At 64.2% G+C, this 22495-nt stretch carries 20 protein-coding genes; 8 read left to right on the top strand and 12 right to left on the bottom strand.

All coding sequences use genetic code 11. The features are described 5' to 3' along the window. Positions 1 to 8: 8 nt before the first annotated feature. From flgH to flgF, 3 genes are read right to left on the bottom strand one after another with little or no spacing between them, the layout of a single operon-like run. On the bottom strand, positions 9 to 701 hold the full coding sequence (flgH, locus tag JVX91_RS13945) for a flagellar basal body L-ring protein FlgH (RefSeq protein WP_205339755.1): 693 nt from the start codon (positions 699 to 701) through the stop codon (positions 9 to 11). A gap of 58 nt (positions 702 to 759) precedes the next feature. After that, a complete protein-coding gene (flgG, locus tag JVX91_RS13940) occupies positions 760 to 1545 on the bottom strand; it encodes a flagellar basal-body rod protein FlgG (protein WP_205339754.1) in 786 nt (261 codons plus the stop codon). A 56-nt stretch (positions 1546 to 1601) separates the two neighbouring features. Continuing rightward, entirely contained in the window at positions 1602 to 2345 is a 744-nt protein-coding gene (flgF, locus tag JVX91_RS13935) for a flagellar basal-body rod protein FlgF (protein ID WP_205339753.1), read from the bottom strand. A 427-nt stretch (positions 2346 to 2772) separates the two neighbouring features. On the opposite strand from flgF, the gene JVX91_RS13930 reads away from it, so the two are divergent. From JVX91_RS13930 to JVX91_RS13915, 4 genes are all read left to right on the top strand, one after another. After that, complete coding sequence (locus tag JVX91_RS13930; RefSeq protein WP_205339752.1) at positions 2773 to 4356, top strand: flavin monoamine oxidase family protein; 1584 nt, start codon at positions 2773 to 2775, stop codon at positions 4354 to 4356. Positions 4357 to 4382: 26 nt separating this feature from the next. Further along, entirely contained in the window at positions 4383 to 4823 is a 441-nt protein-coding gene (locus JVX91_RS13925) for a cytochrome c (RefSeq protein ID WP_205339751.1), read from the top strand. 48 nt (positions 4824 to 4871) lie between these two features. Beyond that, on the top strand, positions 4872 to 5375 hold the full coding sequence (locus tag JVX91_RS13920; RefSeq protein WP_205340009.1) for a RidA family protein: 504 nt from the start codon (positions 4872 to 4874) through the stop codon (positions 5373 to 5375). Between the two features lie 116 nt (positions 5376 to 5491). Beyond that, positions 5492 to 7210, top strand: coding sequence for a thiamine pyrophosphate-dependent enzyme (locus JVX91_RS13915; RefSeq protein ID WP_205339750.1), 1719 nt, complete (start codon positions 5492 to 5494; stop codon positions 7208 to 7210). A gap of 68 nt (positions 7211 to 7278) precedes the next feature. On the opposite strand, the gene flgE is transcribed toward JVX91_RS13915, so the two are convergent. The 6 genes from flgE to JVX91_RS13885 form a co-directional block, all read right to left on the bottom strand. Next, positions 7279 to 8586: a flagellar hook protein FlgE gene (flgE, locus tag JVX91_RS13910; RefSeq protein WP_205339749.1), complete on the bottom strand. Its 1308-nt coding sequence runs from the start codon at positions 8584 to 8586 to the stop codon at positions 7279 to 7281. Positions 8587 to 8613: 27 nt separating this feature from the next. Then, on the bottom strand, positions 8614 to 9312 hold the full coding sequence (gene flgD / locus JVX91_RS13905) for a flagellar hook assembly protein FlgD (protein ID WP_205339748.1): 699 nt from the start codon (positions 9310 to 9312) through the stop codon (positions 8614 to 8616). Positions 9313 to 9328: 16 nt separating this feature from the next. Continuing rightward, on the bottom strand, positions 9329 to 9772 hold the full coding sequence (gene flgC / locus JVX91_RS13900; RefSeq protein ID WP_205339747.1) for a flagellar basal body rod protein FlgC: 444 nt from the start codon (positions 9770 to 9772) through the stop codon (positions 9329 to 9331). Between the two features lie 5 nt (positions 9773 to 9777). After that, positions 9778 to 10185, bottom strand: coding sequence for a flagellar basal body rod protein FlgB (gene flgB / locus JVX91_RS13895; RefSeq protein ID WP_205339746.1), 408 nt, complete (start codon positions 10183 to 10185; stop codon positions 9778 to 9780). 1582 nt (positions 10186 to 11767) lie between these two features. Further along, positions 11768 to 12589: a protein-glutamate O-methyltransferase CheR gene (gene cheR / locus JVX91_RS13890; RefSeq protein WP_205339745.1), complete on the bottom strand. Its 822-nt coding sequence runs from the start codon at positions 12587 to 12589 to the stop codon at positions 11768 to 11770. A 121-nt stretch (positions 12590 to 12710) separates the two neighbouring features. Further along, positions 12711 to 13649 (bottom strand): chemotaxis protein CheV, encoded by a 939-nt coding sequence (locus tag JVX91_RS13885; protein ID WP_205339744.1) that lies wholly within the window; start codon positions 13647 to 13649, stop codon positions 12711 to 12713. Between the two features lie 68 nt (positions 13650 to 13717). Between JVX91_RS13885 and flgA the strand changes: the two genes are divergently transcribed. From flgA to JVX91_RS13865, 4 genes are all read left to right on the top strand, one after another. Next, positions 13718 to 14476, top strand: a complete 759-nt coding sequence (gene flgA, locus JVX91_RS13880) for a flagellar basal body P-ring formation chaperone FlgA (protein ID WP_205339743.1) — start codon at positions 13718 to 13720, stop codon at positions 14474 to 14476. Positions 14477 to 14617: 141 nt separating this feature from the next. Continuing rightward, a complete protein-coding gene (gene flgM / locus JVX91_RS13875; protein WP_205339742.1) occupies positions 14618 to 14932 on the top strand; it encodes a flagellar biosynthesis anti-sigma factor FlgM in 315 nt (104 codons plus the stop codon). A 44-nt stretch (positions 14933 to 14976) separates the two neighbouring features. After that, entirely contained in the window at positions 14977 to 15438 is a 462-nt protein-coding gene (gene flgN, locus JVX91_RS13870) for a flagellar export chaperone FlgN (RefSeq protein ID WP_205339741.1), read from the top strand. A gap of 106 nt (positions 15439 to 15544) precedes the next feature. Then, a complete protein-coding gene (locus JVX91_RS13865; protein ID WP_205339740.1) occupies positions 15545 to 16294 on the top strand; it encodes a flagellar brake protein in 750 nt (249 codons plus the stop codon). Between the two features lie 39 nt (positions 16295 to 16333). Here JVX91_RS13865 and JVX91_RS13860 read toward each other — a convergent pair whose 3' ends face one another. From JVX91_RS13860 to JVX91_RS13850, 3 genes are all read right to left on the bottom strand, one after another. Beyond that, positions 16334 to 17662: an MFS transporter gene (locus tag JVX91_RS13860; RefSeq protein ID WP_205339739.1), complete on the bottom strand. Its 1329-nt coding sequence runs from the start codon at positions 17660 to 17662 to the stop codon at positions 16334 to 16336. Between the two features lie 259 nt (positions 17663 to 17921). Then, positions 17922 to 19160 carry a glutamine synthetase family protein gene (locus tag JVX91_RS13855; RefSeq protein WP_205340008.1) on the bottom strand — a complete coding sequence of 413 codons (1239 nt, stop codon included), beginning with the start codon at positions 19158 to 19160 and terminating at the stop codon, positions 17922 to 17924. Between the two features lie 1374 nt (positions 19161 to 20534). Beyond that, positions 20535 to 22148 carry an inorganic phosphate transporter gene (locus JVX91_RS13850; protein WP_205339738.1) on the bottom strand — a complete coding sequence of 538 codons (1614 nt, stop codon included), beginning with the start codon at positions 22146 to 22148 and terminating at the stop codon, positions 20535 to 20537. Positions 22149 to 22495 lie beyond the last annotated feature (347 nt).

The following is a 22495-nucleotide window of genomic DNA, read 5'->3' as shown; positions in this document are numbered from 1 at the left end:
CATCACCCTCAGAACGGGAACAGCGGGCTGAGGAAGAAGCGATCGAACCAGCCCGGCTGGCTCGCATCGGCGAACGCACCGGTGCCCGAGTAGGTGATGCGCGCATCGGCCACGCGGGTGGACGGCACGGTGTTGTCGGTGGCGATGTCGTCGGCGCGGATCAGCCCGGCGATGCGAACCAGCTCGTTGCCGGTATTCAGGGTCATCCACTTCTCGCCGCGCACGGCGAGGATGCCGTTGGGCATGACGTCCGCCACGGTGACGGTGACCGAGCCACTCAGGCTGTTGCTCTGCCCCGCCTGGCTATCGCCCTTGGCATCGCGCGAGCCGCCGTATTCGGCGCTGAGGCTGAGGTCGCCGCCGCCCACCGGATTGTTGGTGGTCAGGCCGCTGCCGAACATCGAGGTCAGGCCCATCTTGGTCTTGCTGTCCTTGGAGATGTCGGAGCTGGCCTTCTTGCTGGCCTGGGTCTTCTCGTTGAGGGTGATGGTGATGATGTCGCCAATGCGGAACGCCTTGCGGTCGCCGTAGAGGTTGTTCTCGAACCCGGCCTGGTAGATCGACCCATTGTTCTGGGCAACCGGCGCAGGCGTGCGCGGCAGCACCGGAGCGTAATAGGGATCATCCGGCTTGGGCGGAGGGCTCACGCACCCTGCCAACGCGGCGATGGCCAGCAGCGGAAGGAGGTGGGAACGGTTCATCTACAGCTACCTCTCGGGGAGAGCGACTACGGGATCAGGGCGGCGAAGCCCAGGTGAATCAAAGGTTCTGCGTTACGAAGGAGAGCATCTGGTCCGCGGTGGAAATCACCTTGGAGTTCATCTCGTAGGCGCGCTGGGTGGTGATCATGTTCACCATCTCTTCCACCACGCTGACGTTGGAGTTCTCCAGGGTGTTCTGCAGCACGGTGCCCAGGCCGTTCAGGCCCGGAGTGCCGACTTGCGGCGCGCCGCTGGCGGCGGTTTCCAGGAACAGGTTGTTGCCGGTCGCCTGCAGGCCCGCCGGGTTGATGAAGTCGGCGGTCTGGATGTTGCCGATGATCTGCGGCGTGGCGTTGCCGGCCACGGTCACCGAGACGGTGCCGTCGTTGCCGACGGTGAAGGTCTGGGTTTCCGGCGGTACGACGATGGCCGGCTCCAGGGCGTTGCCGTTGGAGGTGACGATCTGGCCGTCGGAGTTCAGGTGGAAGCTGCCGTCACGGGTGTAGGCGACGGTGCCGTCCGGAGTCAGCACCTGGAGGAAACCACGGCCATTGATGGCCATGTCCAGCGGGTTGTCGGTGGTCTGCAGGCTGCCGGCGGTGAAGTTCTTCTGGGTGCCGACGATGCGCACACCGGTACCCAGTTGCAGGCCCGAAGGCAGCTGGCTGTCCTGGGTGGAGTTGGCGCCGGGCTGACGTTTGATCTGGTACAGCAGGTCCTGGAATTCCGCGCGGTCGCGCTTGAAGCCCGTGGTGGAGACGTTCGCCAGGTTGTTCGAGATGGTCGTCAGGTTCATGTCCTGGGCGGACAGACCTGTCTTGCTGACCCAAAGTGCCGGAAGCATGTTTTCTCTCCTCGGGCGCCGGATTCATGGCGCCTCGAATGGGTAATCAGGAGTTATCAGCTGAATTGCAAAACACGCGCCATGGCCTGGGAGTCATCCTCGGCGGTGCGCATCATCTTCACGTGCAGCTCGAACTGGCGGGACAGCGCCAGGATCGAGGTCATCTCGTCGACGGCATTCACGTTGCTGGCTTCCAGCACGCCGGACTGCACGCTGGCATTGGCGTCGGCGCCCGGTGCGGGCTGGCCGGACTTCATGCGGATGAGGCCATCGCTGCCCTTCTCCAGCTGCTTCGGATCGGGAGACACGAGCTTGATGCGGTCGATGGTGGCCAGCGCGTTGGGGTTGTTGCCCTGGCCGCGGATGGTGATGGTGCCGTCGTCGCCGATGTCGATCTTCTCTTCCGGAGGAACCGCGATCGGCCCGCCATTGCCCATGACCGGCATACCATCGCCGGTGCGCAGCTGGCCGAGGGCGTCGATTTCCAGGCTGCCGGTGCGGACGTAGGCTTCGCCACCGTCCGGGGCCTGCACGGCGATCCAGGCGTCGCCCTTGGCGGCGACGTCGAGATCACGGCCGGTCTCCTGCAAGGCGCCGGTGGTGAAGTCGGTGGCGGGACGCTCGCTCATGGCGAAGACGCGTGCCGGAAAGCTGTCACCAAAGACCGGCATGGCGCGCGCCTGTTCGAAGTCGCGACGGAAACCGGTCGTGGAAATGTTCGCCAGGTTGTTGGCGTGAGCCTGCATGGCCTTCGTGTTCTGGCTCGCGCCGCTCATGGCGACATACAGCATTCTGTCCAAGGCATTCCTCCAGTGCCGGGTCGGATTCCCGGCGGTGCTGGAATGGACTTAGCAAGGCCTGTGCCACTTCCTCAAATTCATCTCAATCGATTGATATCAAAGGAAATACAGAAAAACAAAGCACGGAGGCAACGCAGGAATGGCCGTCCGGCGGCGACGGACTGCCGCCACCGGCAATGACCGGCAGGCGGATTCGAGAGAGCCTTTCGCAGGTGATCCGATCTGATCGGATTTCAGGGGATTCCTCCAACACTGAAGGACGTTAACTGTATGATTTTTCTTCGACTTCGTTCCGACGAATCCCCTTCTTCCTTCAGCGGCGCCCTGCTGAATTGGACGATGCTAATTAAGGGATACCGGCCCCGCCGGGAGTGGCCACGGATGTCCATCGTGGCTGTGTCCAAATCCCACTCGAGTACCTCCCAAGATGCCCAACTCCGCTGAACTTTCTCGGCGCAAACTGCTGTCCATGATCGGCATGGCCGCTGGAGGCGCCGTGCTGTACCAGGCCATGACCAGCCTCGGCTATGCCGCCGTGCCGCCCTACAAAGGCCCGATGAAGCTCCAGGGCAACCCCAAGGGCGCCAAGGTACTGATTCTTGGCGCCGGTATCGCCGGCCTGGTGTCGGCCTATGAACTGCGCAAGGCTGGCTACCAGGTGCAGATACTGGAATACAACGCCAAGGCCGGCGGACGCGCCTGGACGATCCGTGGCGGCGACGAATTCACCGAGCTGAGCGGCATCAAGCAGACCTGCCGCTTCGACGAAGGCCAGTACATCAATCCCGGCCCGTGGCGCATCCCCTACAACCACTACGCCATGCTGGACTACTACAAGGAGCTGGGGGTCGGCATCGAGCCGTTCTTCCAGGCCAACTACAACGCCTTCGTCCATGACAGCGCTTCCTTCGGCGGCAAACCGCAAGTGCTGCGCCATGTGCAATGCGACTACCAGGGCAACGTCGCCGAGATGCTGGCGAAGGTGGTCGGCCAGGGGCACCTGGACTCCCCGCTGACCAAGGAAGACCAGCAGATGCTGCTGGAATCGTTGAAAGACTTCGGCGCACTGGACAACAACTACCGCTACGCCAAGGGGCCGGACTCCAGTTCCCGCCGTGGCTACGAGGTCGCCCCTGGCGGCGGCCTGATGCCGGCGGTGCAGTACTCCACGCCGCTCAAGCTGGAAGACCTGCTGAAGTCGGGCATGTGGTCGGCGATCTCCCAGGGTCAGCTGTATGAGTTCCAGACCTCCCTGTTCCAGCCCATCGGCGGCATGGACATGCTGCCCAGGGCCTTCGAGCGCGAGCTGAAATCGGTCCTGCACTTCAATGCCAAGATCAGCAAGATCGAACAGACCGACAAGGGCGTAACCGCCACCTACACCGACCTGCAGACCGGACAGACGCTGCACGCAAGCGCCGACTGGTGCATCTGCACCCTGCCCCTGTCGATCCTCAGCCAGCTCGACATCAACGTCAGCGACAAGATGAAAGCCGCCATCGCCGCCGTGCCCTACGACACCGCCTTCAAGGCCGGCATCCAGTTCAAGCGGCGCTTCTGGGAGGACGATGACCGGATCTACGGCGGCATCACCCGCACCAACCTGCCGATCAACCGCATCAGCTACCCGATGGCAGGCATCAACCGGCCGGGCAAGGGCGTTCTGATGGCGGCCTACACCTTCGGCGCGGACTCCTACAAGTTCACCGCGATGACGCCCGATGAGCGCCTGAAGAAGGTTCTCGAGTACGGCGCGCAGATCCACCCGCAATACCACGAAGAGTTCGACAACGGCATCACCGTCGGCTGGCACCGGGTGCCCTGGAGCAACGGTTGCTATGGCCTGTGGACTGAAGAGACGCGCCAGCAGCACTACAACGACCTGTGCCAGATCGACGGCCGCATCCTGCTGGCTGGCGAGCACGCCTCCTTCATACCCGGCTGGCAGGAGGGCGCCGCGCTCTCCGCCCAGGATGCCATTCAACGACTGCACCAGCGGATCGTCGGTTGATTCCCTTTCGAACAGGAACCCACATCATGAGCAAACTCAGTCTGGCGGCCGTCCTGCTGGCCCTGACCTCCTCCGTCGTGTGCGCCGCCCAGGACCCTTACCGCCGGGATGACGCGATCTTCCAGAACGATAACAACAACTTCACCAGCACCGATGGCGCGGTGCTCTACCAGTCGATCTGCCAGGGCTGCCACATGCCCGAGGGGCAAGGCGCCCACAGCGGCGCCGGCATGTATCCCAAGCTCGCCAGCAACTCGCGCCTGGCGACGCCCGACTACCCCGCCGCCATCGTGCTCAACGGCCTGCATGGGATGCCCAGCTTCGCCCAGGACCTGAACGACACCCAGGTCGCCGCCGTCGCCAACTATGTCGCCACCCACTTCGGCAACAAGAGCACCCAGACCATCACCGAGCAGCAGGTCAAGGAGCTGCGGCCGCCCAAGCCCATCGTCTACCAGGAAGGCTGACCCGCCCTCCCCAGACCTCCCCTATCCATCTTTCAAGGAGACTCAATGATGGGCAAATCCCTGCTCGCGCTTCCCACCCTGGCACTGCTTGCCGCGACGCTTCCGGCCCACGCGGCCGACGTCATCCGCTACAAGCTGCCGGACTCCAACTTCCCCATCGCCCTGGCCGTCGAAGTGCCCGAGGGCTATTCGGAAATCCACGTCAGCGGGCTGACGCCCGGCGCCGTTCCACAGAAAGACCCGTCCGGCGCCACCGCGGTGTACGGCGACACCAAGACCCAGACCATCAGCGTCCTCAAGTCCATCGAGCAGACCCTCAAGTCCATGGGCCTGGGCATGGGTGACGTGGTGAAGATGCAGGCGTACCTGGTTGCCGATCCGCAGAAAGGCGAACGCATGGACTTCGCCGGCTTCATGGATGGCTACAACCAGTTCTTCGGCACGCCCGCCCAGCCCAAGGTGCCGGCACGTTCCGCCATCCAGGTCGCCGGACTGTTCGATCCCGCCTGGCTGGTGGAAATCGAGGTCACCGCCGTTCGCAAGAAACGCTGAGCCTGCATCGAAACACCACCCGGACCTGGTTCTCCGGCGCAGCTTCCGCGGCGCCGGAGGCATCAGGCCAGGAGGGCTGGAACCCCTCCTCCCATCCCTTGAACCAGGAGCACACTATGAGTCAGACAGTGGCCGAACTCATGGTCGACATTCTCCACCAGGCAGGCGCCAGGCGTTGCTACGGCATCCCCGGCGACACCCTCAATCACTTCACCGACGCCCTGCGCCGGCAAGGCGAAATACGCTGGATCCACGTCCGTCACGAAGAAGTCGGGGGCTTCGCCGCCGGCGCCGACGCGTTGATCAGCGATACCCTGACCCTGTGCGCCGGCAGCTGCGGGCCGGGCAGCCTGCACTTCGTCAACGGCCTGTTCGAGTCGCATCGCAACGGCGCACCGGTGGTGCTGATCGCCAGCCAGATCCTCAGCGACGAGCAGGGCTTCGACTTCCCCCAGGAGGTCGACTTCCTGCAGGTCTACCGCCAGTGCAGCGTCTATTGCGAGCAGATCCACAGCCCGCAACAGGCCTTGCGCAAGACCCGCCAGGCCGTGCAGGAAGCGCTGAACAAGCGCGGCGTCGCGGTGCTGGTCCTGCCGGCGGACATCGCCGGACTGCCGGCGCCCAGCCCGGATGCCGTTGGCCCGACGTTCCACCCGCGACCGCTGGTGCGGCCGGCGGATGCCGAGTTGAAGCAGATCGCCGCGCTGCTCAACAGCGGCCGCTCCATCGCCATCTATGGTGGCGTCGGGTGTGCCGGCGCGCAGGATGCAGTGAAGCGCCTGGCTGGCCTCCTGCAAGCCCCCATCGCCCATGCCTCCCGCGCCAAGGACTTCCTCGAACCACAGAATCCCTACACCGTCGGCATGATCGGGATGATGGGGCAGGAAGCTGGCTGCCATGCGGTTTCCCATTGCGACACCTTGCTGATCCTGGGTTCCGGCTTCGCCTGGCGGCAGTTCTATCCGGCGCACGCGACGATCATCCAGATCGACCTAGACAGCGCCCACCTCGGCCGCCGCCACCCGATCACGCTGGGCGCCGTGGGTGACATCCGCTGTACCGTCGAAGCGCTGCTGCCGATGATCACGCCCCGTCCGGACCGAACCTTCCTCGACCACTGCCTCGAACGTCATCGCAAGGACCGGGACAGCCTGGCCCAGCGCGCCACCCCCACGCACAACGGAATGATCCGCCCGCAGTACCTCACGGCCCTGATCGACCGCCACGCCAACGCGGACGCCCTGTTCACGGCGGACGGCGGCTCGCCGATGGTCTGGCTGCTGCGCTACATCTCCGCCCGGCCGGGACGGCGCACCCTCAGCAGCCTGGTGCACGGGACCATGGCGAATGCCATGCCGCAGGCGCTCGGGCTGAAGGTTGCGTTCCCCGAGCGCCAGGTCATCGCCCTGTGCGGCGACGGCGGATTGTCGATGCTGCTGGGCGATCTGCTGACGCTGGTGCAGGAGAAGATCCCGCTGAAACTGGTGGTGTTCAACAACAGCGCCCTGTTCTTCGTCGAACTGGAACAGCGGGTGGAAGGCATGCTGGAGGCCTTCACCAACCTGCAGAACCCGGACTTCGGCCCGGTGGCGCAGTCCATCGGACTATGGGGGCGCAAGGTGACCCATTGCGACGAGCTGGAGCCGGCCATCGTCGATTGGCTGGCACAACCCGGCCCCGCGTTGCTGGATGTGGTGGTCGACCAGGAACTGGTGCTGCCGCCAGCCATCTCCGTCGAGTCGGCCAAGGGCATGGCGCTGTATGCCGCCAAGGCCGTCATCAGCGGTCACTCCGACGACCTGCTGACGATGATCGAAAACCATCTCGTGCGATAAAGCCGGCGCACTGAACGACAAAGGCCCCGCCGGTCATCCCGGCGGGGCCTTTGCTTGTCACCAGCCCATCAACGGATGTTGATGATGGTGTCGGAGATGGTGCTTTCGGTCTGCACGGTCTTGGCGTTCGCCTGGTAGTTGCGCTGGGCGACGATCAGGTTCACCAGTTGCGCGGTCAGGTCGACGTTGGACTCCTCCAGCGAACCCGAACCCACCGAGCCGAGGGTGCCGGAAGTCGGTGCACCGATCACCGCCTCGCCCGAGGCCAGCGACTGCTTCCAGCCGGTGTTGCCCACCGGGGTCAGGCCCTGGGTGTTGGCGAAGTTGGCCAGGATCACCTGGCCGATCACCTTCGACTGACCGTTGGTGTAGGTGGCATACATCTGGCCGTCTTCGGAGAACGACAGGCCGGACATCTGGCCAGTGGCGTAGCCGTCCTGGGTCACCGCCGTCACGGCGAAGGCCGCGTTGGTCTGGGTGGTCTTGGTCAGGTCAAGGCTGATGCCGCCAGTGGCCCCCGCCGCGCCATTGCCGCCCCAGGTCACCGGGTTGGAGTTGGGGTTGGTCACCGCGGCCGGCACCCAGCCAGTGAGCGTCATGGTCTTGTCGGCGTTGACGGTCATGCCGGTGGAGGCGATACCCGTCAACTGGCCGGCGCTGTTGAAGGTCAGGTCACTGCTCAGCGGCGTGGTGCTGGTCGGGGTCTGCGGGTTGCGACCGTCCACCAGGGTGTACATGCTCCAGTTGTTGCTGCTGTCCTTGACGAAGTAGTTCGTCATGGTGTGCGAGTTGCCCTGGGAGTCGTAGATGTCCACGGAAGTCGACCAGTTGTAGCTGTCCGAGTCGGTGGCATCGAACGGCGTGGTCTTGGGCGTGGTGGCGTTGGAGTTCAGGCTCAGCGTCGAGGTGATCGCGGTGGTCGGGCTCGGCGGCTGGTTGGCGGTGTCGACCTTCAGGTCGGTGATCACGCCATTGACGATGGAGCCATTGGCGTTGGTGCCGTAGCCCTGCAGGCGATTGCCCGAGCCATCGATGATGTAGCCGCTCGGATCGGTGTGGAAGGTGCCGTTGCGGGTGTACACGCGGGCGCCGTTGTCGCTGGTCATGAAGAAGCCGTTGCCGCTGACGGACAGGTCCAGGCTGCGACCGGTATTGTTCAGGTTGCCCTGGGTGAATTGCTGCGACACCGACTGGGTGATCACGCCGCTACCCACGGCGTTGCGGCCGGTACCCAGCATCGACGAGGCATAGAGGTCGGCGAACTCGGTGCGCGACGACTTGAAGCCGGTGGTGCCGACGTTGGCGATGTTGTTGCCGGTCACGTTCAGATCCATGGACGCGGCGTTGAGTCCACTCAGGGCGGTATTGAAAGACATGTGTTGCTCCTGTGCCGAAACGCGGCGTTATTTTCCGATGGTCTGAATGCTGGAAGCCGAGACGGCGCCGATACCAGCCAGGTTCAGGGTCATTTCGCCGCCGTTCTGGCCCAGCGTGACGCTGTTGACCGTGGCGGGCAGGTAGGTGGTCAGGGCGGTACTGGTGCCGTCCAGCGTGGCGGTGGCCTTCACGGTGTAGGAACCGGCATCCACCAGCTCGCCGCTGTCGTTCTTGCCGTCCCAGGTGAAGTCGATGTTGCCGGCCTTCTGGCTGCCCATGTCGACGGTGCGGACCAGGTCGCCCGAGTCGTCGTAGATCTTCAGCGTCACGCCATCGCCCTTGGACGGCATCACCAGCGAACCCTTGACGCCGGCGCTCGGGTCGTCGACCTGAACCTTGCTGGAGTTGACGATCACCGAGCGGCCGACCAGCGAGGAGGCCTGCAGGGCCTGCGACGACTGGAACGAGGAATAGAAGCTGCCCAGGGTGGTATCCAGGTTCTCCATGCTCTCCAGGCTGCTGAACTGCGCCAGCTGGGAGACGAACTCGGTGTTGTCCTGCGGGTCCAGCGGGTTCTGGTTGTTCAACTGGGTCACCAGCAGCTGCAGGAAGGAATCCTTGCCCAGCGCGCTGGTGCCGGTCTCGGCCGTGGACGCGTTCTTCTGTCCCGCGTTCAGCGACGTGAGGACCGAGTTCGAAGTGGTGTTGTCGGTATTGATGCTCATGGGGCGTCCTCTGCGCTTACTGACCCAGGGTCAGGACCTTCTGCATCATCTGCTTGGCGGTGTTCATCATTTCCGCGTTGCTCTGGAAAGAACGGCTGGCGGAGATCATGTCGGCCATCTCCTCCACCACGTTGACGTTCGGGTAGTAGACATAACCGTCCTTGTCGGCGGCCGGATGGTTCGGCTCATAGCGCGGCACCAGCGGGCTCTGGTCCTCGACCACGCCCAGTACCTGCACACCGGCGCCGGCCTGGTCGGTCTCGCCGAACAGCGATCCCTGGTCGCCGCCCTGGGCGTTCTGCAGCATGGTGGAGAACACCGGGTGACGGGCGCGGTAGGTCTGGTCGATGCTCGACGAGACGCTCTCGGCGTTGGCGATGTTCGACGCGGTGGTGTTCAGACGGGTGGTCTGGGCACTCATGCCGGTCCCGGCGATGTTGAAGACACTGGCGAGCGACATGGCGATTACTCTCCGCGCAGGGCGTTCATCAGCCCTTTGAACTTGCTGTTGAGGAAGGTGAACGAAGCCTGGAACTGCACGGAGTTCTCTGCGTAGTTGGCCTGTTCGATCTGCTCATCCACGGTGTTCTGGTCAACCGACGGCTGGTTCGGGATGCGGTACTTGAGCGATTCGTCCCCCATGGCCAGGCCATCCGCCTCGATGTGGCGGGTGTTGGTCAGGGTGGTGCTGAAGGTGCCGTTCTTCAGCTTGTCCGACTGGGCCGCCAGCACCGAGGCGAAATCCATGTCGCGCGCCTTGTAGCTGGGCGTATCGGCGTTGGCCAGGTTATTGGCCAGGACTTCAGCGCGCTGGGAGCGGAAGCTCAGTGCTTGCTGGTGGATGCCGAGGGCTTTGTCGAAGCTGATGCTCATGGTTGCGAACCTGTTTGCCGGTGTGGGCTTGCCAACACTTCAGCAAGGCCCGTGCCAGATTCGCAAATCGTTGATTATCAAAGGCTTGAGTGGGTACAGAGAGCGGCAAGGGGCGGCAAACAGCGGCAAGCGGCAACCGATTTCCTTGCCGCTACGGGCAAGACGGCAAGCTCGCCGCTGCGCCTTGCCGCCCCTTGGAAATCTCCCCGTAGGAGCGGACCTTGTCCGCGAAATCCAAAGCGCAGGAATCTGCTGCCGCAGGTGAGCTCCAAGGACTGCCGCCCGCACTCCGACAGTCGTGCCAGCGCCGGCCTGCGGGTGGATCGCGGATAAGATCCGCTCCTACAAAGAGCCGGCCCCTCAGCGCGGCTCAAAACATCGCGGACGATGCCCGCCCCTCTGCGACAGCCGATCACTGCGTAGGAGCGGACCTTGTCCGCGAAATCCAAAGCGCAGGCATCCGCTGCCGCAGGGAAGCTCCGCGGACTACCGCCCGCACTCCGCCAGTCGTGCCAGCGCCGGCCTGCGGGTGGATCGCGGATAAGATCCGCTCCTACAAGAGCCGGCCCCTCGTTGAAATTCGGCGCGGCTCAAGAACATCGCGGACGCCCCCTACGACAGCCAATCACTGCGTAGGAGCGGACCTTGTCCGCGAAATCCAAAGCGCAGGAATCTGCTGCTGCAGGGAAGCTCCGTGGACTGCCGCCCGCACTCCGCCAGTGGTGCCAGCGCCGGCCTGCGGGCGGATCGCGGATAAGATCCGCTCCTACAAAGAGCCGGCCCCACGTTGAAATTCGGCGCGGCTCAAAACATCGCGGACGACGCCCCCCTACGACAGCCGATCACTGCGTAGGAGCGGACCTTGTCCGCGAAATCCAAAGCGCAGGAATCTGCTGCCGCAGGTGAGCTCCATGGACTACCGCCCGCACTCCCCCAATCGTGCCAGCGCCAGCCTGCGGGCGGATCGCGGATAAGATCCGCTCCTACAAGAGCAGGCCCCTCGTTGAAATTCGGCGCGGCTCAAAACATCGCGGACGATACCCGCCCCTCTGCGACAGCCGATCACCGCGTAGGAGCGGACCTTGTCCGCGAAATCCAAAGCGCAGGAATCTGCTGCCGCAGGAAAGCTCCATGGACTACCGCCCGCACTCCGCCAGTGGTGCCAGCGCTGGCCTGCGGGCGGATCGCGGATAAGATCCGCTCCTACAAAGAGCCAGCCCCACGTTGAAATTCGGCGCGGCTCAAAACATCGCGGACGACGCCCCCCTACGACAGCCGATCACTGCGTAGGAGCGGACCTTGTCCGCGAAATCCAAAGCGCAGGAATCTGCTGCCGCAGGTGAGCTCCATGGACTACCGCCCGCACTCCGCCAGTGGTGCCAGCGCCGGCCTGCGGGCGAATCGCGGATAAGATCCGCTCCTACAAAGAGCTGGCCCCTCGTTGAAATTCGGCGCGGCTCAAGAACATCGCGGACGACGCCCGCCCCTACGACAACCGACCACTGCGTAGGAGCGGACCTTGTCCGCGATCAGGTGAATGCGATTGCAGGAACCCCGCCCGAACAGGCGGGGCAGCGGCCAGTCACTTGGCCTTGTAGATGATTCCCGGGCTGCACTGGACCATCTGGTAATGATCCGGCAGCGCGTTGAGCGCCTCGGAGGCGCCGAGGAACAGGTAGCCGCCGGGCTTGAGCGTGGCATGGATGCGCAGCAGGATGTCGCGCTTCACCTCGGCCGAGAAATAGATCAGCACGTTGCGGCAGAACACCATGTCGAACTTGCCCAGGGTCGCGTAGCTGTCCAGCAGGTTCAGCGCACGGAACTCCACGCGGCTCTTGATCGCCGGCTTCACCGTCCAGCGCCCCGGCGTCTTCTGGTCGAAGTAGCGCGCCAGGCGCTCCTGCGACAGGCCGCGGCCGATCGCCAGGCTGTCGTATTCACCCGCCTTGCAGGCGCTGAGCATGGAGCCGGAGAGATCAGTGGCGACGATCTGCACGCCCGCCTTCAGCTGGCCGAGGTTGGTGCGTTCGAACTCGTCGATGGCCATCGACAGCGAATAGGGTTCCTGCCCCGAGGAACAGGCCGCCGACCAGATGCGCAGGCGCTGGCCGGGGCTGGCCTTGATCATCTCCGGCAGCACGCGGTTCTTCAGCACCTCGAAGGGATAGGTATCGCGAAACCAGAGGGTCTCGTTGGTGGTCATCGCATCGACCACCTGCTCGCGCAGCTGGCTGCGCATCTGGATCTTCTGCACCAGCTCGCCCAGGGACTTGATGCCCTGCTGCTCCATCAACTTGTTCAAGCGGCTGGAGACCAGGTACTGCTTGTTGGCGCCCAGGAGGATGCCGCAGGTCTTCTCCAGGAAATCCCGGAACAGCTCGAATTCAGAATTGGTGGATGTCACAGATACGCCTCTTTGCTCGTGGACAGCTGCCGGTAAAACGACGGCAATTGCCTGACCGGTGTTCAAAAAACCTTAGACGATGCGGGCGGCACCGGCGCCACCCACACCTTGTCACGATCCGTCAGGCCGACGCGCCATCCACCGCCTTGATGCGATCCGACACGCGGGCCGCCAGGTCATCGGGACGGAACTTGGCGAGGAAGTCGTCAGCGCCGACCTTCTTCACCATGGCCTGGTTGAACACCCCGGACAACGAAGTATGCAGGAGAATGTGCAGATCCTGCATGCGCGGGTCGTGACGGATTTCCGCCGTGAGCGTGTAGCCGTCCATTTCCGGCATCTCGATATCCGAGATCACCATCAGCAGATCGCTACCCGGATGCCCACCGGCCTCCACCATCTGGTGCAGGTAATCCAGCGCCTGGCGGCCATCGTTGAGCGCCAGTACCTCGACGCCGACGGTCTCCAGGCAGCGCACCAGCTGCTTGCGCGCCACCGAGGAGTCGTCCACCACCAGCACGCGCTTGCTCACCGCGCGGGCCTGGGTGTCGGCATCCAGCACGCCTTCGGAGATGTCCTCCGAGGTCGGCGCCACTTCGGCGAGGATCTTCTCCACGTCGATGATTTCCACCAACTGGTTATCCACCCGCGTCACCGCCGTCAGGTAGTGATCGCGACCGGTGCCCTTGGGTGGCGGATGGATCGACTCCCAGTTCATGTTGACGATGCGTTCCACCGAGTGCACCAGGAAGCCCTGCACCTTGGTGTTGTACTCGGTGATGATCACGAAACTGTTGCCGATGTCCCGCAAGGCGTGACGGCCCGTGGCCAGCGCCAGATCGAGGATCGGAATGGTACCCCCGCGGATGTTCGCCACCCCGCGCACCACCTGGCTGGACTTGGGCATCACGGTCAGGCGGGGGCATTGCAGCACCTCCTTCACCTTGAACACGTTGATCCCGTACAGCTGGCTGCCGTTCAAGCGGAACAGCAGCAGTTCGAGACGATTCTGGCCAACCAGCTGCGTACGCTGGTTGACCGAATCCATGACTCCGGCCATTGAGCCTCCTGTGCACGCAACGCCGCCCCGACTCACGAAGACGGCATGACCATTGCTTGGATCGTTGCATGAAACAGGCAACGACATTTTTCCGACAGCTGAGACCCGCGCGCGCCCTGGTGGCTGCGCTGCTCGGCATGACGGGTGCGCTGACCCTCTCCCCGGCTGGGGCGGAAGGCTTCACTGCGCCTGAAATCCTTATCGGCTCCACCCAGGGCTTTCTTGAGTTCAAGGTGGAAGATTATCTGCAGACTTCCGGCATAGACGCGCGCTACGAGATCGAAGTCGCACGCATCGACCCCCGGCTGCGCCTGGCGCAGTGCGACAAGGACCTGACGCAGAAGCTGGAAAGCCCGGCGCAGCCCGTTGGTCGGGTTACCGTGCGAGTCCTCTGCGAAGGCACTTCGCCCTGGACGGTGTTCGTACCCGCGACGGTCAAGCTGTACCGTCAGGTTGTCGTCACCACCCTGCCCCTGCAGCGCAACCATGTCATCGAGTCCGGCGACATCAGCATCGTGGAGCGCGACGTCGGCCAGTTGAACCAGGGCTACCTGACCGACCCGCAGCAGGCGCTCGGCATGAAGCTCAAGCGTCCAACCGTCAACGACCAGGTACTGGCACCGGTGTTCCTCGAACAGGCGGCCGCCGTGCGCAAGGGCGACCAGGTGGTGATCCGCGCCAAGACCAGCGCGATCAACGTATTCATGCCCGGCGAGGCGCTGTCCGATGGCGTGCCCGGCGAGCAGATCCGCGTGCGCAACCTGCGCTCGCAGCGTATCGTCAAGGCACGGGTGGTCGAGCCTGGCACCGTCGAAGTCAGCCTGTAGCTCTCGGTTTGCCGGCGTTTCTGGCATGATGAACGCAACCTTGCTGAAAATGTGCTCGGGCGCACGAAAATTCGGCCTAAAGTTTCCTTCAAGACGGCCGAAAAGCTTGGCAAGCGTCCAATACCTCCAGAGGTTTCCAACATGGTCATCGACTTCAACCGGCTGAACCCAGCCTCTACGACAGCCAGCACTGGCCGTAGCAGTGCTGCCCAGAGCGGTCGCAGCGAAGCCACCGCCGATAATGCTCCCGTCAACGCCCCGACCAAGAGCGGCGAGTCGGTGCAGCTCAGCGACACCGCCCAGCAGTTGCAGAAAGTAAGCGATCAACTGAAGGATCAGCCCGTGGTCGACAACGAGAAAGTGGCTCGCATCAAGGCGGCCATCGCTGACGGCAGCTACCAGGTCGACAGCCAGAAAGTCGCCAGCAAGCTGCTCGATTTCGAATCCCAGCGCTGAGTTTCGCGCAGCGCCAGCTCAACCGTCAGAACGCCGAGCCCAAGATGTCCGATGCCCTGCTTTCCCTGATCAACGGCGACATCGAAGCAGCCACCGCGCTGCTGCAGCTGATCGATGACGAGTACCAGGCGCTGCAAGCACGCGACCTGGACCAGTTGCAGAAGCTGCTCGACAGCAAGCTGCCGCTGTTGCAGCAGCTCGAGCAGAACGGTCGCATCCGCACCCAGGCGTTGCAGCAGGCCGGCGTCAGCGCCGACCGCGAAGGCCTCGCGCAACTCGCCCAGGCGGTCGGCAATGCCGAACTGCCGGTGCGTGCGGAAGAGCTGGGCGCCCTGCTCAATCGCTGCCAGGAAGCCAACCAGCGCAACGGCCGCATCATCCGCTCCGGCCAGGCCAGTACCGAGCGCACGCTCGATATCCTGCGCGGCCAGGACACCCCGCGACTCTACGACCGCTACGGCGGCTCGACCCAGGGCAATCGGCAGCGCCCGCTCAGCCAGGCCTGAACCTTTGGTCCGAATGCTGGCCTGACGGCACGCATTTGGGCAAAATGCCACTATCCACCCTGCCCCGTGCCTTACTCATAAAAAACACAATGGAGATCCGCGGACCGTGTCCAATCTGTTCGTCGAGGAAAATGGCCCTCAACCGCCGAAGATCCTGAAAGCTCCGGTGGAGATCCATGCCAGCCTGCGGACGCTGATGGAGAGCCACGATCCCCTGCTGATCACCTTCGAAGGCCGCGGCCAGCGCTTCCAGAGCTTCGTCGTCGAGATCAACCGCGAGCGCAACATCGTCGCGCTGGACGAACTGATCCCCAACGACGGCGAGCGCTTCCTGCAGAACGGCGAGCCCTTCCGCATCGAAGCCTTCCACGAGGGCGTGCGCATCGCCTGGGAATGCAAGCAGAACGCCTTCTTTTCCGAGATCGACGGTGCTCGTTGCTACTGGCTGCCGGTACCCGCCGAAATGCTCTACCACCAGCGCCGCAATGCCTTCCGCGCGCCGGTCGGCCAGGGCCAGCCGGTTCCGGTCGAGCTCGCCGGGGAAAAGCTCAAGTCGCCGCTCAAGGGCAACCTGATCGACATCTCCGCCACCGGCTGCAAGATCCGCCTGGACGGCAACGTCAGCGATCGACTGCAGCCCGGCCAGATCTACGAGCAGCTCACCGCCCGCCTGCCGTTCGGCGCCATTACCCTCGGTGTCGAGATGCGTCATGTGCATTTCGAGGAGAAGGTCGGCTACAGCTTCGCCGGCATGCGCTTCCACCAGGTCAGCGGCCTAGTGCAGCGCAACATCGAGCGCTTCGTCTACCAGTTGCAGCGTGAAGCCCGCCGCTTCGACAAGGACGAGCTGTTCTAGCCGCGGCGGCAAGACCTTGCCGCCCTCCCCGCCGCGCCATCAGGCCGGTCGACTTTCCTCTTCCGCCTCCGGCGACGACACCGTGGCGTCGTTGCCTTTCATCTGTTCCTCCACCGCCCTGTCATCGACCCTCGGGTCGAGTGCGGCGGACAGCGGCGAGGATGCCAGGCTGTCCGGCGTGGCGACGTGCTTGACCGGTGCCTCGTCGACCCGGTGCACGCCGCTGACCTTCTCGGGACGCACACGCCAGATCAGGATCAGCGAGCAGGCGCAGACGAACGCATAGAGCATGTTCGCGCCGAACACCTTCATCAGCGCGCCGGCCGCCAGCGGACCGATACAGGCGCCAACGCCGAAGGTCACCAGCAGCATGGCGGTCAGCGAGACGCGGCGTTCGCCCTCGACGTGGTCGTTGGAGAACGCCACCGCCAGCGGATAGAGCGTGAACTGCACCAGGCAGACCAGGAAGCCCATCGGCAGCAGCAAGGCCAGGCTCAGCGGCGGCACCGGCAATAGTGGCAGCGCCGCCAGTGGCAGGGCGACCAGCAGGAGCAGGATGGCCGCATTGCGGATCAGCACGGCGCGGTCGATGCGGTCCGACAGCCAGCCCAACGGCCACTGCACCAGCAGGCCGGCGAAGATACAGCCGCCCATGAACAGACCGATCTCCTCGGTGCTCAGACCCTGGTCCACCGCATAGAGCGGCGCCAGGCCGTAGAACGAACCGACCACCAGGCCGGATACCAGCACCGTGGTCAGCGACTGCGGCACCCGCTGGATGAAGAAGCGTGGCTCCAGCGGCGCAGGGCGCAGTGGTGCCGGGTGGACCTTGTGGGTGATCGCCACCGGAATCAGCGACAGCGCGAAGCACAGCGCGATCATCATCGGCAGCTCCGGCCCCAACCCCGGATGCACCACCAGCACCAACTGGCCGAGCACCAGCCCGAGGTACGAGGCGACCATGTAGCCGGCGAACACCAGCCCGCGCTGGCGCGCCTCGGCCTGCTCGTTGAGCCAGCTCTCGATGACCATGTACTGGCACATCATCCCCAGGCCGATGGCGACCCGCAGCACCAGCCAGAAGCCGATCCACGGCAACAGGCCGATGCCCAGCACCGCGGCGGTGACCAGGCCGCCACAGGCGACATAGGCGCGGATATGGCCGACGCGGGCGATCAGCCGGTGGCCGATCTTGCCGCCCAGCACCAGGCCGAGGTAGTAGGCCGCCATCATGGCGCCGATCCACAGCCCATCGACCTTTTCCGCGCCCAGGCGCAAAGCGAGGTAGGTACTGAGCAGACCGGAACCGGTCAGGAGCATGACAGCGGCGAAGTACAGAGCGCGGAAGGCAGTGACGATCCGAAGCATTGGACCTCCTGGTCCAGGACAACCCCGGGGCTATGCCCAGGCGGCGGAAAGCGGGACTTGCGCTGACACATTAGAGCCTGCCAATCGACGCGTCGAGAGGGCTGCCGGGCCTGGAACAGAGCGGGTCGCGCAGTGCGACGCGAGGCATTGCGAAGGATCGCGGCGGGATGAACGAGGATGCCCTGGAGATAGCCTTGAGATGGCCGCCGATCGCAGCTGCACCAGACTTTCGGCGCAGCTGTGTCGGCGTGCCCGCGAATCAGGCCTGGGCGGCCAGGACTCGACGCTCCCAGGGGCTGATCTCATCGAAGAAGCTGGTCAGCTCCATCGACTTGGTCGCGCAGTAGCCATCGATGAACTCGTTGCCGAACACCTCGCGGGCCAGCTCGCTGCGCTGCAGGCGCTGCAAGGCGTCGTACATCGTGCAAGGCAGCAGCAGTTCCGGCGGCACCTCGAATTCACCCTGGATCGGCGCGGAGGGCTCCAGCTCGCGCTCGATGCCGTGCAGGCCGGCGGCCAGGCTGGCGGCGATGGCGAGGTACGGGTTGGCGTCGGCGCCCGGCAGGCGATTCTCCACACGACGAGCGACCGGCGGGCTGGCCGGGATACGCAGGCCGGCGGCACGGTTGTCGTGCGACCAGCAGGCATTGTTCGGCGACGCGTACGGGTGGCACAGGCGCTGGAAGGAGTTCACGTTCGGCGCGAACAGCAGGGTGAAGTCCGCCAGGCATGCCTGTTGGCCGCCGATGAAATGACGGAAGGCCGGCGTGGCCCCGCCGTTGCCATCGCTGAAGATGTTGCGACCTTCGCCGTCGACGATGCTCTGGTGGATGTGCATCGAACTGCCCGGCGTGTGGGCCAGCGGCTTGGCCATGCAGACGACGATCAGGCCGTGCTTGAGCGCCACTTCCTTGAGCAGGTGCTTGAACAGGAAGGTCTGGTCGGCGAGCAGGACCGGATCACCGTGCAGGAAGTTGATCTCGAACTGGGTGGTGCCCATCTCGTGCATGAAGGTGTCGCGTTCCAGCCCCACGGCTTCCATGCAGCGGTAGACGTCCTGGAAGAACGGACGCAGGCCGTTGTTGGAGGACACGCTGAACGCCGAGTGGCCGATCTCGCGGCGACCGTCGAGCCCCACCGGCGCCTGGAAGGGCTCGTTGGCGTCCGGGTTGGGGGCGAACACGAAGAACTCGAGTTCGGTCGCCACCACCGGGCTCCAGCCGCGTTCGGCGTAACGCGCCAACACCTGCTTGAGCAGGCCGCGGGTGGACAGGCCGGAAGGTTTGCCGTCGAGCTCGACCGCATCGCAGATGGCGAAGGCGCGGGGCTCGTCGCTCCAGGGCAGGCGGTGGATCTGGGTGGGCTCGGCAACCAGGGCGAGGTCGCCATCGTCGCTGCCGTAGTATTTCGCCGGCGGGTAGCCGCCCATGATGCATTGCAGCAGGACGCCGCGCGCCAGCTGCAACCGGCGCCCGGTGAGGAAGCCCTCGCCGGTCATCACCTTGCCACGCGGCACCCCGTTGAGGTCGGGGGTGACGCACTCGATCTCTTCCACTCCAGCCAGGCGTTCGGCGAGCGGGATTCCTAGATCGCTACTCATGACTTCTTATCCTTGTTCTTCTTGTCCTTGTGACAGGACGCCGCGCGAGGTGCGCAAGCCCGTACAAAATACGCACCACGCGTTCGATATTTCAAGCGGGTCGAAGATGGGATTTTCCTGGAGGAGCGGGAGGAGACCGATGCCGTTTCGCCGCACGGCGGCCAGATCGCGGAGAAGCTCCGCTCCTACAAAAGCCGGACACCGAGCCTCACTGTAGGAGCGGACCTTGTCCGCGAATCGCGGGCATGGGCAATCCTGCAAACAGATTCGGCGCAGGAGACTTAAATTCTCTCGCCCAACCCAACGAAAACGCCGCTCCGAAGAGCGGCGCTTGGCATTCACCTACCCACTGTCAGAAGAGGTGAGTGAACACAAAAGCCGGACACCGAGCCTCACTGTAGGAGCGGACCTTGTCCGCGAATCGCGGGAATGGCCAATCCTGCAAACAGATTCGGCGCAGGAGACTTAAAATCTCTTGCCCAACCCAACGAAAACGCCGCTCCGAAGAGCGGCGTTTGGCGTTCACCTACCCACTGTCAGAACAGGTGAGTGAACACAAAAGCCGGGCACCGAGCCTCACTGTAGGAGCGGACCTTGTCCGCGAATCGCGGGCATGGGCAATCCTGCAAATGGATTCGGTGCAGGGGACTTAAAATCTCTTGCCCAATCCAACGAAAACGCCGCTCCAAAGAGCAGCGCTTGGCGTTCACCTACCCACTGTCAGAACAGGTGAGTGAACACAAAAGCCGGACACCGAGCCTCACTGTAGGAGCGGACCTTGTCCGCGAATCGCGGGCATGGGCAATCCTGCAAATGGATTCGGCGCAGGAGACTTAAAATCTCTTGCCCAACCCAACGAAAACGCCGCTCCGAAGAGCGGCGCTTGGCGTTCACCTACCCACTGTCAGAACAGATGAGTGAACACAAAAGCCGGACACCGAGCCTCACTGTAGGAGCGGACCTTGTCCGCGAATCGCGGGCATGGGCAATCCTGCAAACAGATTCGGCGCAGGGGACTTAAAATCTCTTGCCCAACCCAACGAAAACGCCGCTCCGAAGAGCGGCGCTTGGCGTTCACCTACCCACTGTCAGAACAGGTGAGTGAACACAAAAGCCGGGCACCGAGCCTCACTGTAGGAGCGGACCTTGTCCGCGAATCGCGGGCATGGGTAGTCCTGCAAATGGATTCGGCGCAGGAGACTTAAAATCTCTCGCCCAACCCAACGAAAACGCCGCTCCGAAGAGCGGCGCTTGGCGTTCACCTACCCACTGTCAGAACAGGTGAGTGAACAGCCAGTACAACGAAGCGGAAAGCACGATGGCCGCCGGCAGGGTCAGCACCCAGGCCATCAGCAGGTTGCGGATGGTGCGCATCTGCAGACCCGAACCGTTGGCCGCCATCGTCCCGGCCACGCCGGAAGACAGCACGTGAGTCGTCGATACCGGTAATCCGTACATGTCCGCCGCACCGATGGTCATCATCGCCACCAGCTCCGCCGAGGCGCCCTGGGCGTAAGTCAGGTGGGTCTTGCCGATCTTCTCGCCGACGGTGACCACGATGCGTTTCCAGCCGACCATGGTGCCCAGGCCCAAAGCGATGGCCACGGCGACCTTCACCCACAGCGGAATGAAGCGGGTCGACTCGTCGATCTTGCCCTTGAACGCGGCCAGCTTGCTGGTGGTGTCGGCGTCGAAATTGCCGACCTTGTCCTTGTCCATCAGGCGGATCGCCTCGCTGGTCAGGTACATGTCGTTGCGCACGTTGCCCATGGCTTCGGCGGGCACGCGGGCCAGGCTGCCATAACCCTTCACTTCCGTGCCGATGGCGCCGGTCAGCGCGGCCAGGGACGGGATCAGGTCCGGCTTGGCTTCCTTGGTGCGCACATATTCCGACAGCACCGCACGCGGGTCAGCCGGCGCGGGCTGCGGCGCGGCACGGACCAGCGCCTGCTGGGTGACTTCGGCGATGGCGACGAACTGGACGGTCTGGTCGGCCGGCATGGTGCGGTTCAGCGCGTAGGCCATCGGCAGGGTGCCCACCAGGATCAGCATGATCAGGCCCATGCCCTTCTGCCCATCGTTGGAACCGTGGGCGAAGGACACGCCGGTGCAGGTAAGAATCAGCAGACCACGAATCCACCACGGCGGCGGCGTCTTGCCCTTGGGCGCCTTGTACAGCGCGCGGTTCTTCACCAGCAGGCGCAGCGCCAGCAGCAGGAGCGCGGCGCAGACGAAACCGATCAGCGGCGAGAGCAGCAGCGAGTAGCCGACCTTGGTCGCCTGCGCCCAGTCGACGCCGCTGGTGCCATCGCGGCCGTGCATCAGGGCGTTGGCGATGCCCACGCCAATGATCGAGCCGATCAAGGTGTGCGAGGACGACGCCGGCAAGCCCAGCCACCAGGTGCCGAGGTTCCACAGGATGGCGGCGATCAGCAGGGCGAAGACCATGGCGAAGCCGGCCGAGGAGCCGACCTGCAGGATCAGCTCGACCGGCAGCAGGGCGATGATGCCGAAGGCCACCGCACCGCTGGAGAGCAGCACGCCGAGGAAGTTGAAGCAGCCCGACCAGACCACCGCGAAGTGCGGCGGCAGCGAGTGGGTATAGATGACAGTGGCCACCGCGTTGGCGGTGTCATGGAAGCCGTTGACGAACTCGAAGCCCAGGGCGATGAACAGGGCGACTCCCAGGAGCAGGAACGGCGTCCAGGTGGTGACCGCGGTGGTGACGTCGTCGACGTCGCGCACCAGGCTCCAGGCCGAGAACAGCAGGCCGACGGCGAGCACGGCGAAAAAGATGAAGGCGGTAATGCGGCCGGGCTTGTGTTCCAGATGGGGCCGTTCTTCGGCGACGGGAAGGTCGCCGGCGGCCAGGGTATCGGTGGTCATGCTGGGAGTCCGCGTGGGGGGAGGTCCCAGTCATGATCGGCGGGGAATGTTACAAGTTATGTCTCTACCAGCCTGCGACCGCCGTCCGCTCGAAGGTGGGCAATGCGTAGGAGCGGACTCCGTCCGCGATGGCATCCGGCGCGATGCGGACCTATCACGGACGAAGTCCGCTTTGTACAAAGATCAAAAGCCCCTCACCCTAACCCTCTCCCAGGGGGAGAGGGGACTGTTCGGTGCGGGATGAAACCATCGCGTCAGCCGGCTCGGACCGCTCCCTCTCCCTCAGGAGCGGGGCGCGTAGCCAGGGCTGGGGTGAGGGAAAGCATCGGCACGGGCTACCCCGGGAA

It is taken from the genome of Pseudomonas sp. PDNC002, assembly GCF_016919445.1.
GTDB lineage: Bacteria > Pseudomonadota > Gammaproteobacteria > Pseudomonadales > Pseudomonadaceae > Pseudomonas.
Note: the sequence above shows the minus strand (reverse complement) of the source record. Positions and strands in the feature narration are given on the sequence as shown.

Excerpts from the sequence above, each read along its gene's own strand:
- flgH (WP_205339755.1), bottom strand. The coding sequence starts at position 701 with ATGAACCGTTCCCACCTCCTTCCGCTGCTGGCCATCGCCGCGTTGGCA.
- flgG (WP_205339754.1), bottom strand. The coding sequence starts at position 1,545 with ATGCTTCCGGCACTTTGGGTCAGCAAGACAGGTCTGTCCGCCCAGGAC.
- JVX91_RS13930 (WP_205339752.1), top strand. The coding sequence starts at position 2,773 with ATGCCCAACTCCGCTGAACTTTCTCGGCGCAAACTGCTGTCCATGATC.
- JVX91_RS13925 (WP_205339751.1), top strand. The coding sequence starts at position 4,383 with ATGAGCAAACTCAGTCTGGCGGCCGTCCTGCTGGCCCTGACCTCCTCC.
- JVX91_RS13920 (WP_205340009.1), top strand. The coding sequence starts at position 4,872 with ATGGGCAAATCCCTGCTCGCGCTTCCCACCCTGGCACTGCTTGCCGCG.
- JVX91_RS13915 (WP_205339750.1), top strand. The coding sequence starts at position 5,492 with ATGAGTCAGACAGTGGCCGAACTCATGGTCGACATTCTCCACCAGGCA.
- flgE (WP_205339749.1), bottom strand. The coding sequence starts at position 8,586 with ATGTCTTTCAATACCGCCCTGAGTGGACTCAACGCCGCGTCCATGGAT.
- flgD (WP_205339748.1), bottom strand. The coding sequence starts at position 9,312 with ATGAGCATCAATACCGACAACACCACTTCGAACTCGGTCCTCACGTCG.
- flgC (WP_205339747.1), bottom strand. The coding sequence starts at position 9,772 with ATGTCGCTCGCCAGTGTCTTCAACATCGCCGGGACCGGCATGAGTGCC.
- flgB (WP_205339746.1), bottom strand. The coding sequence starts at position 10,185 with ATGAGCATCAGCTTCGACAAAGCCCTCGGCATCCACCAGCAAGCACTG.
- JVX91_RS13885 (WP_205339744.1), bottom strand. The coding sequence starts at position 13,649 with ATGGCCGGAGTCATGGATTCGGTCAACCAGCGTACGCAGCTGGTTGGC.
- flgA (WP_205339743.1), top strand. The coding sequence starts at position 13,718 with ATGAAACAGGCAACGACATTTTTCCGACAGCTGAGACCCGCGCGCGCC.
- flgM (WP_205339742.1), top strand. The coding sequence starts at position 14,618 with ATGGTCATCGACTTCAACCGGCTGAACCCAGCCTCTACGACAGCCAGC.
- flgN (WP_205339741.1), top strand. The coding sequence starts at position 14,977 with ATGTCCGATGCCCTGCTTTCCCTGATCAACGGCGACATCGAAGCAGCC.
- JVX91_RS13860 (WP_205339739.1), bottom strand. The coding sequence starts at position 17,662 with ATGCTTCGGATCGTCACTGCCTTCCGCGCTCTGTACTTCGCCGCTGTC.
- JVX91_RS13855 (WP_205340008.1), bottom strand. The coding sequence starts at position 19,160 with ATGACCGGCGAGGGCTTCCTCACCGGGCGCCGGTTGCAGCTGGCGCGC.
- JVX91_RS13850 (WP_205339738.1), bottom strand. The coding sequence starts at position 22,148 with ATGACCACCGATACCCTGGCCGCCGGCGACCTTCCCGTCGCCGAAGAA.